This is a genomic window from Sorangium sp. So ce185 (assembly GCF_051526825.1).
GTDB lineage: Bacteria > Myxococcota_A > Polyangia > Polyangiales > Polyangiaceae > Sorangium > Sorangium cellulosum_D.
In genome coordinates this window covers 8718660-8731273 of sequence record NZ_CP150316.1, presented here as the reverse complement: position 1 = coordinate 8731273, position 12614 = coordinate 8718660, and the positions used below count along the sequence as shown (strand labels likewise).

The following is a 12614-nucleotide window of genomic DNA, read 5'->3' as shown; positions in this document are numbered from 1 at the left end:
AGAGGAGGAGGTCCCGTGAGGCGGCGGCGCCGGCCGCGGGGCTCGCCGCCGTTCAACGTCAACGCGGACCGTGCTCGGACGAGGCGTCGGCCTCGTACGCGCCGATGTCGTACGTCGCGCCGATGGGCGGAGGGGTCCCTTCCAGAGCGTCCGGCAGGGCGTCCCAGAGGAAGAGCCCACGGTCTATCGCCGGCGAGCCGCCCCTCAGGCGATAGTCGTCGCTCGCAGGATCGACGAACAGCGCCCACGGCGGGGCGAGGATCGAGTGCCTATCTTGCCCTGTAGTTCGTCGCCAGGTCGCGAGGTTGATGATCGTCTCCCCGTTGTCCCTGCTGAAGCGATCCACGACCACGTTGTAATCGCTGTAGAAGCAAGGGTCCTCCGCGCCGCCCTCATAAATCAGGATCGACCCCCTGTCGAGGCGCGGCGTATAGAGGATGTTGTTCACGATCGTGTTGCACCTCGGGTTGGAGATGCCCTCCGGCGATTCGGGGATGTTGACCACCCAGCGGCTCCCCTCCGCCATCACGATGGTGTTGTTGTAGACCTTGTTGCGGCTGGAGCCTTCGCTGCCGTCGATCGCGAAGAGGGATATCCCGCTCGCGTGGTTCTCGTAGAGGACATTGTACCGGATGACGCTGTCGCTCACCCCGTCGCAGTTGATCGCCGAGGCGCCGCCGAGCCCGTTCTCCCAGATGATATTGCCCTCGACCTCGGCGAAGCTGATGAGCCCATCGCCGGGCGTGAAGTTCCTGTCGCCGTTCATGTGAACGCCGGCAGAGCGGTTGTGGTGGAGGAGGTTGCCGCGGACCACGGGGAAGTCGCCGCTGTTGCTGGTGTAGACGCCGTGCTCGCCGTTGAACTCGGACTCGTTGTGCTGGATGACCACGTGGTCGCTGAACGCCGTGAAGATGCCGGTCCTCCCGCTGTCGTGAACGTGACAGTTCTGGACCGTGATGTCGCGCGTGACGCGCACGTCGACGCCGGATCTGGGGGCGCTCGGGAGCTCGAAGCCGTCGATCACCCAGTCATGAACGACGACATCGTCGGAGTCTTCGACCTCGATGTTGCTGCCGTGCCGGTTGATCGGCCCGGGAGCGTTCACCACGGCGCCCCAGGGAGGCTCTGCCCGCAGGGTCTTGGGCCGGCCGGGCGCGCCTGACTTTCGAATACGACACCCCGCGTAGACCCCCGGTAGTACCTTGATGGTGTCGCCAGGGCGGATGGTGTCGACCGCCTTTTGGAGCGTCGCCCATGCCGTCCTCGGGGTCAAGCCGTTGTTGGTGTCGTCGCCGGTGTCATCGACGTAAAATGTCGCGGCTGCCGCCGCCCCTTGGGTCAGGGCGACCGCGACGAAGGTCAACAGGGATAGAGCGCCGTTCGTATTCATCTTCTGGCTCCTTGCGAAGGACGTTGAACGTCACGGGCGAACGTACGCGTACGAGCGAGCTCTCATGAGCGTCCCTGGATGCCGGCGTCCAGCGGCGCGCCGAGCGCTATCGGCGTCGCGCTCGACGTGCGCTCAGCACGGTCCGAGACCCCATCGCCGTAGACGGTTCAGCGAAGAGGTCGTGTCGCGCTACATCGCAGACCTGGCCATCGACGCCGTCTCGGGCACTGCGGCGGATACGTCCGCGTCTGTTTTGAACGAAGATCGCTTCGTGGAATCCGTCGAATCTCTGGAGATGTCGAAGAACGGAGCAAGGATAAGCCTGGACAGGCATGCTCGCAATGCAGAAACGCAACTCGCCTGCGCGGAGACAATGACGTCGTGGCCGCACGTCACTCCACGTCAGTTCGTGCGCGACGGGTGAACCGAGCCACGCATCCCTGGCCCGCGCCGTCGCGCTCGGGGATGAGGTGGCGGCCCGCATCGTTCACGAGGTACTCGGTCTGCCCGAACCATCCGCGTTCTGACGGTCGACGGACAGCCGATGATGTCAGCGGATCTGCCTGAGCAGCGCTTCGCGCGGGGGCGAAGGAGGCATCGGAGGCGACGGCGGCTACGGCGGCCCCGGCCGCGGTGGCGACTCGATCGGCATCGCCTACCTGGACGAAGACCAGCTCACGCTCGAGAACGTCACCTACGAGCTCGGCCCTCCGGGCAAGGGCGGCATCAGCTGGGGTTGGTCGGGCGCCATGGTCACGAGGGAAGACGGGATCGCCGTCGAGACACTTCGTGTCCCTAACTAAACGTCGCGCTCCTCGCGCGCCCGCCCAGCGCCCTGGGCCTCGGCCCCAAGGTGCGCTGGCGAGCGGCGCGAGCCTGCGTGCTCCGTCACGCTGCAGGCCCTTGTTGGGCGGCGTACCTGGCCATCGCCGTCATTCGAGGGGCGTGTCCGACAGAGTGCCGCTGTGGGGAGCGGTCAGGTCCTCGATCGTGCAATTGCTGCGAAGCCGCGATCCTTCGCATCTCCTCCGCTGCGCAACGGCTTGGGGCTGCGCACATCCTGCGGAAGCGCAGCTCAGAACACCGCTCGCGCCCCCCACCCCCGGCCGCCCCGTCACCAGGTCCCGCTGCACCCCTCGAACCCCTCTGCCGCCTCCGGCTCCGGCGTCATCGCCCCCTCGCCGCCGTACGCCGCCCGCAGCGCCCCCGTGAGCGCGCGCCCCCGCGCGATCTCGCCCAGGACCGCCGCGCCCTCGGTCGCCGTGCGCTCGTAAGACGCGTAATCCACGGTGTAGAGCCCGAACCTCGGCGCGAACCCCTCGGCCCACTCGAAGTTGTCGTAGAGGCTCCAGTGGTAATAGCCCCGCACGTCGACGCCCTCGCCGCGCGCGCGCTCGATCTGCTCGAGGGCCCGCACGACGACCTCGGCCCGCCGCTCGCCCACGCGCGTCGCGATCCCCGACTCGGTGACCACGAGCGGCAGGCCGGGGTAGCGCGCGCCGAGGTCCCGGAGCGCGCCGTACAGGCCGGGCGCGTGGTGCTCGTAGCGCATCGCCGGCACGCAGAACGTCTTGTCGACCGGCGGCACGCACGCGCCAAAATCGAGCCCGTTCACGCACGGCGTGAGGTTCAGCACCGGCACGAGGCCGCCGTCGCCCGTCACGCCGGCGCGGAAGTAGTACTGGACCCCGAGCCAGTCGAGCGCGCCCCGCAGGCCGGGCAGCTCCACGTCGGGCGCGCCGTCGAGATCGACGTCCAGCCGCCCGCTCAGGACGGTGTCGACCACGAGGTGGTTGTAGACGTAGGCCATGCGGTCGCGCGCCGCGACGTCCTCGGGGTCGTCGCTCACCCGGTGGCTCCGCGCCGGGACCCACTCGCCGACCGAGAGCGACAGCCCGACGTCCGCCGCGCTGCCGTCCCGGTCCGCGTCGACGGCGTCCGCCTCCTTGATCGCCCGGTACGCCGCCGCGTGCGCGAGCAGGTAGTCGCGCAGCACCGGGACGAACTCGCCGAGCAGGTCGCCGAGCAGGGCCGCCTTCCCCGGGGGAAACACGCCCACGCCGTAGGCAGCGAGCAGGTAGTTGAACGGCTCGTTCAGCGTGCCCCAGTCGTCCACCCGGTCGCCGAAGCGCGCGGCGAGCAGGGCCGCGTGCTCGGCCATCTCCTCGATCACGAGCGGCCCGCCCTCGGGGTGCCCGAGGCCGCAGAGGTTGTCGTCGCCCGGCCCATCCGCGCAGTCGGTGCGCCGCGGATCGTCGACCCAGACCGGGTTCGAGAAGTGGTGCAGCGTGATCACGGGGCGGATCCCCGCGGCCACGAGCGCGTCGAGGAGCCGGTCGTAATGGGCGAGCGCCTCCTCGTCGATGACGTCCCGCTGCGGCTCGACCCGGGCCCACTCCACGCTGAACCGGTACGAGTCGAGCCCCATCTCCTGGAGCAGCGCGACGTCCTCGATCGCCCTCGAGAAGCCGCGCGAGGCGTCGCCCACGAACTCGGCGCCACGGCCCAGGCCGCCCTCGGCCCTCGGGAGCGTGAACACGTACCAGTCGGTGGTCGGGTTCTGGTCCTCGATCTGGGTCGCGGCGCTGGCGGCGCCCAGGCGGAAGCCGCCCGCGCCGGACGCGCCGGCGAGCGGCCCGGGGCCGGCGTACGCGATGTCGGGCAGCGGCGGCGGCGCCGGCGCCACGGCCTCCTCGGACGAGCAGGCCGCGGCGGCGGCGAGCGCCAGCGCGGCGAGGGCAGGGAGCCCGCAGGCGCGGCGGGCGTCGTGGGCTCGCGTGCCGCGGGCGCGCATGGCGAGGACGGGGCTCAGTTGACCGGCGGGATCTCGGTCTTGCAGCCGACGTTGAGCTGGACCTGCCCGCCCGCCTGGAACCGGGTGCAGGTCGCGGGGCACATCACGATCTTCGTCGGCGTGCCGCCGGTCGCCGGGTCGACGTCGTAGTACCAGCCGCCGGCGGCCGCGTCGCAGCGCGCCTCGTCGGCCACGTAGAAGATGGTCGTCGCGGCGCCGCCGTCCGTCGGCGTGTGCTGGACGTTGAGCGTGTCGTAGTCGAGCGTCTGCCCGGAGGACGGCGCCGGGACCTGGTACTCGCACGCCAGGCTCTTGCCGCGGATCTCGGTGAGCGCGTCGAGGAAGGCCTGCGTCACGTCCGAGCTCGTGTCGATGAAGAAGGCCGACTCGGTCCCGCCGCCGACGGCGATGCGGTCCAGCGTGGCCTGGGCGCCGTCGTCGTTGCCGTCGAAGACGCCGATCACGAAGGTGGAGATGCTCGGCGAGCCGGCCACCGCGCCGGCCGCGAGCTCCGCCAGGCCGTCGGCGTCCTTCGGGTTGCACTCGGTGGGCATGCCGTCGGTGGCGAGCACGGCGACGACCCGGTGGGTCGGGTTCTGCTCGGCGTGGGCGCGGGCCTGCGCGAGCGCGCCGGACAGGGCGCCCGCGGTGGGCGTGCCCCCGTCGGGCGTCTTCCGGTCGATCGACCGGATGAGCTCCTCGGCCGACGCGGCGTCGAGCGGCGTGATCGGCACGGCGGGCGTCGCGTAGTCCTCGACGACGCACGAGTCCGGGTTCGCGCAGTTGCTCCGGGTCACCTTCATGCACGTGCCCGCGTTGCCCTCACAGCTCTCGCCCACGTCGGCGCAGAGCCGGTTTCTCCGGGAGCAGACCCCGAGGTCCACGCACGTGTCGCCCGCGCCGCAGTCCGCGTCGGTGACGCAGACCGTGACCGTCGTGGAGAACGAGTCGTGACAGACCCGGAGCGCGCACGGCCCGTTGTCGCCGCACTCCTCGTTGCTGGTGCAGCTCAGGGGCACGTCGTCGTCCGGCTGCGGGAAGTACTGGAGCCCGACGCCGAGCCCCACCGACTGCTCGTCGGTGAAGAAGGCCTCGAGCGCGTCGGTCACGGCGTCCCACTTGGTGATGCCCCGGCTGAGCTGCTCGTCCATCGACCCCGACGCGTCGAGCATGATGTAGAGGTCGAGCGGCACGAGCTCCGCGGTGCTCGTCTCGCCCGCGCACGAGGCGTCGCCGCCGGCGCCCTCGCCCGCGCCGCTGCTGCTCGCGGCGTTGATCCCTCCCGGCTCGTCGCCGTAACCGGTCGACGCGCTCGTCCCCGAGCCGTTCTCCGAGCTCGTCCCCGAGCCTGCGCCGGCCCCCGTCGACGCGCCGCCGGTCCCGCCGCCGGAGACCGAGCCGCCATCGGCCCCACCGCACGCCGCGAAGATCACGCAGATCCCTGTCGCGGCGAGCGCCACCATCGTTGAGCGGTTCTCCATGAGCAGAATCCAAACACCCTGACCGGTCCTTGTCGAGCGCATCGATCCGACGCTCGTCTGGAATCTGGCCCGATGTGGTGCGGGGTGAGAGGTCTTCCGGCGAGGTGCGTGGAACCCCGCAATTCAGGGGTGGTTCAGCGCGCAGGAGGGCTCGGAAGCACAGGAGGGCTCGAGGCCAGCGTGCTTTGGAGCACCGGGGGTGCTCTGGCGCAGAGGGGAGCGCCCGAATCGGGGCTGCTCCGGAGCACAGGAGTGCTCTGGAGCGCTTCGATGCCGCCGGCTCAGGGCTGCTTCCGGCTCAGGGCTGCTTCCGGCTCAGGGCTGCTTCCGGCTCAGGGCTGCTTCCGGCTCAGGGCTGCTTCTTCGGGCCCACGAGGCTGCGGAGGACGGCGCGGGCGACCTCGGCCCCCGTCGCGTCGAGCAGGCTCACGGGGATCGGGTACTCCCTGCGTTCGCTCGTGTCGGGGACAGGGCACTCGCAGACGGCGCGGATCGTGCCGCGCGCCTTCTTCAGGTACTCGATCGAGAGGCCCGCGACGATGAACCGGGCGTCGTCGGGCAGCGCGTAGGCCAGCGCCGTGTTCGCGGTGAGCTCGGCGAGGTTGACGAGCGCGACGGCGTGCACCGAGCGGAGGTGGTTGCGCAGCCCGGGCACGTCGCGCATCCACACCTCGGCGCGGCCGCGCTCGAGGACCTCGACGTGGGCCCGGATCGTCCCGGTGTACGGCGCCATCGCTCCGATGAGCCGGCTGAACACGCGCTTGCCCCCGGGCAGGAGGTGCAGCTTGTCCCAGAGGTCGCGGATGGTGTTGCGGCGCGAGGTCGCCGCGATGGATGCGAGAGAGAAGTCGGAGAGGTTCATGCGCTGGACCCGCGTGGCAGCGGCAGCGTGCCTCAAGTCGCCCGCGCACGCACCCGGAATGTTGCTCCCCGCGCTCCCGCCGCACAGCGAGGCGACAGCCCGTCCGACACGCCGCGAGCCGCGTCAAGGGGCCACGAGAGCGCGCATTCGGCGCCACGAGCGGCGCAGACGCCCCGTAATCACGCCGAGCAGCCCCGCGCCGCGGTGAGGCCGCCGCGAGCATGGTGGGCAGTGCCGCGCTCGAGCGAGCGGCCGCGGCCGTCCGCCGCGCCCCCGCTCCGGGCGGCGGTCACGAGGCGATCCGGTGGCTCTCGCGGGTGGACGCTCACGTCCCAAAGGCCTCCTTCAGACCGCCGAATCCGGGCAGGAGGGTGCAATTCTCCAGGAGAATTCTCCGGTAAAAATATATTCAAAATTCGGATGGACCACGGGCGCCTCGGCGCGCCGCCGACGCGAGGATTTCGCGCGGTCTTGAGCTCCCCACGCGCCGGGGAGCGGCCGACAGGCCCGTGCGCCCGCCGCTCGCGGGCTGCGGCGCACGGCAAGCGCTCATCTGCGCCCGGAATTTTTGTTGTGTATGACGCGACCTCGCCGCCCGGGCCAAGGTGGTCCACCCGAAAAAGAGCGGGCCTTCGAGCTGCTCTTTCGCGAAAAGACATTCATGCTCATCTGGCGCTGGCTGACGCGCCTGGGCGTTCCTCTGCGCGACCGCGGAGATCTCGCGCAGGACGTCCTGCTCTCCGCGTACCTGAGCTTCGACAACTACAAGCCCGAGATCTCCCGGCCGGAGCGCTGGCTGAACCGCATCGCGGTGCACACCGCCGCGCACTACCGGGAGCGGGCCCAGCACCGCTACGAGGAGCTGGTGCCCGAGGAGGAGTTCCCGACCCTCGTCGACCAGTCCAAGACCCCGGACGAGCTGATGATCTCGGACCAGGAGCGCCTCATGGTGCTCGAGCTCCTGCACCACCTCGACGTGGACGCGCACTCGATCCTGGTCGCGCACGACCTCGACGGCATCCCGATGGCGGATCTCGCGCAGCAGCGCGGCATCCCGCTGTCCACGGCGTACAAGTGGCGCGCGCGCGCCCTGGCCATGTTCCACGACGTCGTGGCGAAGCGCCGGCGCGAGGATCGGAAGAAAGAGGGCCCGCGCTTCGTGCTGCCCCTGGATCTGGCGGCGCTCTTCGCCACCGCCAGGCTCGCGCCGCGCATGCCCGACGACGTGCGGCTGTCGATCCTCCGCGGCGTCCACGAGTCGGCGCGGGCGCTCAAGGAGGGCAACGTCGAGAAGGCCGCCGCCGGCGTCGGCAAGGCGCTGAACGACGCCGCGGCCTGGCTCAAGGGGGTGGTGAGCCTCGTCCAGCAGCTGGTGCCGACCGTGGGCGCGGGGACCGCGGTCGCCGGGCCCATCGCGGCCATCGCGGCCGCGGGGGCGCTCTGGCTGGCGCTCCGGACCGAGGACCCGCCGCCACCGCCGACGGTGAGGCACGTCGCGCCGGCGATCATCACCGCCGTGGCCCCGCCGCCGCCCCCGGAGCCGGCGCCGCCGCCCCCGGAGCCGGCGCCGCCCTCGGCGCTTTCGCCGCAGGGCTCGGAGCCCGTGGCGCCGCCGCCGAGGCGCGCCCCGGAGCGGCGAGCGCCCGACCGGGAGGAGCGCGCGCCGGCGCCGGTCGCGCCCGAACCGCCGGCGCTCGAGATCGGGGTGCCCGGCAGCAGCCGGGACATCGACCTCTTCGAGGCGTGCAGCGCGGCGGTGCGGCGGCGCGAGCCCGACCGGGCGATCGCGACGCTCGAGCGCTACGAGCGCGAGGTGCCGCAGAGCGCCTTCGCGGTGGAGCGGAAGGTGCTCTGGCTCCGGGCGCTCGTGCTCGCGAGGCGCTTCCCGGAGGCGCGCGCCCTGCTCGACGAGGCCCGGCTCGATCCCGCGATCGATCGGCGCCTGCTCGACGAGCTGGACGACTCCATGCCCGATCCGTGAGCGGCGCCCCGGCGGCTCACTCGCCCGCGTACGTGCCGAAGCTCGCGCGGCCGCTCGTGGAGACCTGAGGGGCGGCCTGGCCCACCTGCACGACCGCGGAGAGGAACGCGGCCGGCTTGAGCCCCTCGTCGGGCCCTGCCTCGTTCGTGATGTACTCCAGCCCGAGCCCCGCCAGGAAGCCGAACGACGTGGTGTTGCCCCCCGAGCCGAGGATCGGGACCGTCGGCGCGACGCCCACGTAGCCGAGCAGCCCGACCCGCCCCTCGCCGAGCGTCTGCACGAAGCCGCCGACCTGCGCCGCGACCGGGAAGGCCCGGCGCTCCACCGGATCGTACCGGTCGAGCGCGAGCGCCACGCCGACCGCGCTGAGCACGCTCCGCGTGACGAGGGGCTTCTCGACCCACGGCGCGCGGGTGACCTGGAGGGTCGCGAGCATCGCCGGGACGGTCAGGTAGGCGCGGAAGCAGCTCCCCGCCGCCTCGAGCGTCTCGAAGTTGTCCTCGCCGCACAGCGGGACCGAGTGGATCGCCACCGAGCCGACGAGCCGCCGGGCGCGCTCCGGATCGCCGGGCTCGTTCGAGCGGAGCGAGCTCGCGACGCGGCCGGCGTCGGAGAGGAGCACGACCTTGCCCTGCGGGCTCAGCGGATCGCTGTAGACGGCCAGCCGGAGCCGCGCGTCCCCGTCGAAATCGTCGGCGAGCGGCGGGAGCGGGAACTCCGCGCTGCTCGGCGTGACGATCCACGTGCCGTCCCGGAGGAGCTCGATCGGCGCGCCGCCCCGCATCTGGTCGGTGCGGGTCAGCGAGACGTGCAGCGCGAGCGGCGCCACGAGCCGGTGCTTGGTCTGGCCGGTCAGCCGGATCCGGCAGTTGCCCAGCCGCAGCGGCGCCGGCGAGATGACGACCGCGCCGTGCGCGAGCGGCTGCGGCCCGGGGCGCGACGGATCCACGGCGGGCGCCCGCCGCGGCAGGGCGGCGCGCGGCGGCGCCGGGGAGGGGGCCTGCGCCGCGGTTTGCGGCGCCGGCGGGCCCGTTTGCGGCGCCGGCGGGGCGGCGGCGGGCGGGCGGGGCCCGGGCGGGCGGGGGCTCCCCGGCGGCGGGGCGCTCCCGGGTTCGGCGCGGGGGGCCGCGATCGGCGTGGGGCCGCAGTCGACCTTCAGGTCGTCGGCGAGCGGATCGGGGAAGAGCAGCCGCGCGGGGTTCGACTCGACGAGGTTCTCGAGCGGCGGGATCGTGACCCGGTACGTCGCGTTGACCACGTTGCCCGCCGCGGGCGCGTGCAGGTTGAAGGCGGTGACGCGGAGCCAGCCGCCGCCCGGGAACACGCGGAGCACCTTGCCGTCGGGGCGCCCGCAGGCGCCGGAGGCGACCTCGAGGACCGGCACCGTGAACGTGCGCTGGAACGGCTGCACCCGGGCGTTGCCGCAGCTGTCGACGATGGCGAGGTAGTGGAAGTCGGCCATCTCCGACTGCTTCGGCCACTGCATGCCCAGCGTGAGCTCGCCCGCGTCGGCGGGCGGCGGCTCGGGCCGGCCGTCGCGGCACGCGTCGACGCGCTCGGGCGGCGGTGCGGCCGGCGCGCCCGAGGGGGACCTCGCGGGCTCGGCGACCGGCCGGTAGGCGCAGACGTGCCGGTACGAGCGGCGGCCGAGGAGCACCGGATCGAAGTCGAGCAGGCGCTGGCCGTCCTCGCTGAGCCGCCCCCAGACCGTGAGCGGGAGGGGCAGCGTCGGGGTCTGGAGCTTGATCGAGCGCAGGATCTGGTCGCCGACGGGGCTCTGCCCGGGGTCGCCGGTCTGCGCCGCGCAGCCGCCGCCGCTGCACAGCCAGCGGCCGCCGCGGCGCGCGGCCTCGATCGGGACCGGATCGGTGTCGCGGACGGTCATCCAGACGCGGCGCGCGTCCGGGAAGATCTCCGGCCCGCCCGCCGACGAGGCCGCGGCGCCGACCGCGCCCGCCGGGGCGCGGACCACCTGGAGGCTGCCGCCGAAGTCGGCGGGGACGGCCATGGGCGGCGCAGCGCTCCGCGCCGAGGCCGGCCCCCCGGCGGGCGCGCCGTCGTCCGCCTCGCCGGCGTCCGTCTCGGGCTCGTCCTGCGCCGGCGCGGCGGCGGGCGCCGAAAGCGCGAGCGCGAGCGCGACGGCCGACAGGAGCATCGCGGGCCTGCGCGCGCTCACGGCGAGCCCTCCTCGTCTCCCGGCTCGGGCTCGGGCTCGGGCTCCGGCTCCGGCGCGACCACGGTGATCGGCTCGGACGAGCACTCCGGGCTCGCGAGCAGGCGGGGCGTCACCCGGAGCGCCGTCGTCCCCGGCCCCACGGCGACGCCCTGGATGATCGTCGCCTCGCTGTCCTCGCCGCGCAGGGTCACGGACGCCTCGCCGAGCGCGATCACCTGGTCGTCGCCGACGGTGAGGTCGACGGGGACGGCGATGCGCACGCGCTCGGCGTTGTAGGCGCTCACCTCGAAGAGATCGCCCGGGGTCCCCGCGGTCACGGCGCTCCGGAGGGCGCGCACGCGGAGCAGGCGCGGCTCGGGGTCGACGGTGAGGGAGGGGTTCGGCTCGAGCGCCTTCTGCCCCGAGCTCACGGCGAGCGTCACCGCGCCGCCGAGGTCGCTGAAGCACAGGGTGAACGGCGGGCTCTCCCCGGTCGCGCCCAGCAGCACGCGCAGGCGCGTGGTCCGCTCGCGGCACTGGGGGTCGAGCGAGAGGGCGGCCTCGCTGTGCAGCGACTCGACGATCACGGGGGCGTGCTCCACCACGCCCGGCGCGTTCTGGGGGGGCGACGCGCGGACGCGCGCCTCGCGCGACCGGATCGCGCCTGGCCGCCAGGTGGCGCCGAGGTCGTCCGGCAGGGGCCCGATCGTGCACGTGAGGGGCACGTACGTCGCGAGCACCCGGTCGCTGTCCCCGAGGCCCCCGGCGATGAGCGCGAAGTTGGTGGCGTCCTCGGGCAAGCCCGCGGGGAGCACCGTGATCGGGAGCTCCTCGGTGCGGTCGGCCCAGGCGACGACGACGCGCGCCTCGCCGGACCAGTCGCCCTCGGAGGCGGCGGTGAAGCGGGCGTAGCCCTGCGTGCCGGCGGTGCAGCGGAACGCGCCGTCCTTCACGCCGCACGAGGCCCCATCGTCCTCGGCGCCGCCCGCCGGGCGCAGCGCGAGCGCCTCGCTCGGGGCCACGCGGACCTCGACGTAGGCGCCGTACGCCGGCTCGTTCGCCTCGGTGAGCTTGAGCGAGACCTCGGTGCGCCACGGGCTCTGGCGGGGCGGCACCGGCCGGCCGGCCGCGTCGAGCGTGTCGGCCGCGAACAGCGGCCCGGCGACGTCGGCGCGGAGCTCGACCTGCCCGCTCCCGGCGAGCGGGTAGCCGCGCTCGATGCAGGCGGCGGAGAGGGCGAGCGCGAAGGCGCCGGCCGCGAGGAGCGGCGCTCGCGGCCGGCGCGGGCGGCGAGCGCGGCGCGAGGAGGAGCGGGGCGCGCGCGGGAAGGAGCGGGGCGCGGCCGGTCGAGGGGCGATCACTTCTGGTAGATCTCGGTGTACTCGGTCCCGAGCGGGTGGCGGTGCCAGGCGTAGGCGCTCTGCGGGAATCCGCTCTCGTCCGTGTAGTCGCAGGGGCCGAGCTCCCATTCGGTGTGCCAGACGCTCGCGCCCGTCGCGGGATCGACGGACATCCCGTGGGCGGTCACGTCGTCCTCCGGCTCGGCGGGGTCGTGCGCGACGCGCGTCCCCTCATCGACGTAGCGCTCCAGGACCGCGACGGGGACGCGCGCCACGCGCTTGCCGGGCATCGGGATGAGGAACACGTCGCTCTCGTCAACGGTGCTGGTCATGGCGCTCTCTCCTGCGAGCGGCGGGGGCGGCGCTCGGGGGCGCGGGGCGCCGGCTCCCGGCGTGCGCGCCGCGCTGGATGGGGCGCGGGCGCTCCCGGGGGCTCGGCGCCGTCCCCTCGCGCTGTCTCGAGCATACCCGCTCCGCGCGGCGCGCGGGAACCTTCCGCAGCGCGGACGCGAGCGCGGGCGCGCGAGCCGAGCGCGCTCGCCGCGATCGTGGGCGCGCCCTCGTTCACGCAGCGGCCCTGCTTCGCGCGGCGGAGGGCGACCGAGCTCGAG

Annotated in this window: 9 protein-coding genes and 1 pseudogene; 3 read left to right on the top strand and 7 right to left on the bottom strand. The window is 73.4% G+C overall.

The window, feature by feature from the left end:
• Positions 1-58: 58 nt before the first annotated feature.
• On the bottom strand, positions 59-1108 hold the full coding sequence (locus WMF26_RS31950) for a right-handed parallel beta-helix repeat-containing protein (RefSeq protein ID WP_437995788.1): 1050 nt from the start codon (positions 1106-1108) through the stop codon (positions 59-61).
• 463 nt (positions 1109-1571) lie between these two features.
• Here WMF26_RS31950 and WMF26_RS31945 point away from each other — a divergent pair, with 463 nt between their 5' ends.
• Together WMF26_RS31945 and WMF26_RS31940 are read left to right on the top strand one after the other, a co-directional pair.
• Positions 1572-1814 carry a hypothetical protein gene (locus tag WMF26_RS31945; protein ID WP_437995787.1) on the top strand — a complete coding sequence of 81 codons (243 nt, stop codon included), beginning with the start codon at positions 1572-1574 and terminating at the stop codon, positions 1812-1814.
• Positions 1815-1968: 154 nt separating this feature from the next.
• Positions 1969-2193, top strand: a pseudogene (locus tag WMF26_RS31940) (hypothetical protein); the annotation flags it as partial.
• A 311-nt stretch (positions 2194-2504) separates the two neighbouring features.
• Here WMF26_RS31940 and WMF26_RS31935 read toward each other — a convergent pair.
• The 3 genes from WMF26_RS31935 to WMF26_RS31925 all read right to left on the bottom strand — a co-directional run bounded on the left by WMF26_RS31935 (position 2505) and on the right by WMF26_RS31925 (position 6527).
• The gene (locus tag WMF26_RS31935; protein WP_437995786.1) at positions 2505-4184 is read right to left on the bottom strand and encodes a glycoside hydrolase family 1 protein; all 1680 of its coding nucleotides are present in this window, start codon (positions 4182-4184) and stop codon (positions 2505-2507) included.
• 14 nt (positions 4185-4198) lie between these two features.
• Entirely contained in the window at positions 4199-5665 is a 1467-nt protein-coding gene (locus WMF26_RS31930; RefSeq protein WP_437995785.1) for a VWA domain-containing protein, read from the bottom strand.
• Between the two features lie 349 nt (positions 5666-6014).
• Positions 6015-6527 (bottom strand): hotdog fold domain-containing protein, encoded by a 513-nt coding sequence (locus WMF26_RS31925; RefSeq protein WP_061627216.1) that lies wholly within the window; start codon positions 6525-6527, stop codon positions 6015-6017.
• Positions 6528-7188: 661 nt separating this feature from the next.
• Here WMF26_RS31925 and WMF26_RS31920 point away from each other — a divergent pair.
• On the top strand, positions 7189-8508 hold the full coding sequence (locus tag WMF26_RS31920) for a sigma-70 family RNA polymerase sigma factor (protein WP_437995784.1): 1320 nt from the start codon (positions 7189-7191) through the stop codon (positions 8506-8508).
• Positions 8509-8524: 16 nt separating this feature from the next.
• Here the strand turns inward: WMF26_RS31920 and WMF26_RS31915 are convergent, their stop codons facing one another.
• Genes WMF26_RS31915 through WMF26_RS31905 form a run of 3 tightly spaced genes read right to left on the bottom strand, consistent with a single transcriptional unit; the run spans position 8525 to position 12335 of the window.
• Complete coding sequence (locus tag WMF26_RS31915) at positions 8525-10684, bottom strand: hypothetical protein (RefSeq protein ID WP_437995783.1); 2160 nt, start codon at positions 10682-10684, stop codon at positions 8525-8527.
• Positions 10681-12024 carry a hypothetical protein gene (locus WMF26_RS31910; RefSeq protein WP_437995782.1) on the bottom strand — a complete coding sequence of 448 codons (1344 nt, stop codon included), beginning with the start codon at positions 12022-12024 and terminating at the stop codon, positions 10681-10683. The genes WMF26_RS31915 and WMF26_RS31910 overlap by 4 nt, the downstream gene beginning before the upstream one ends.
• On the bottom strand, positions 12021-12335 hold the full coding sequence (locus WMF26_RS31905; protein ID WP_437995781.1) for a hypothetical protein: 315 nt from the start codon (positions 12333-12335) through the stop codon (positions 12021-12023). The genes WMF26_RS31910 and WMF26_RS31905 overlap by 4 nt, the downstream gene beginning before the upstream one ends.
• Between the last annotated feature and the right edge of the window lie 279 nt (positions 12336-12614).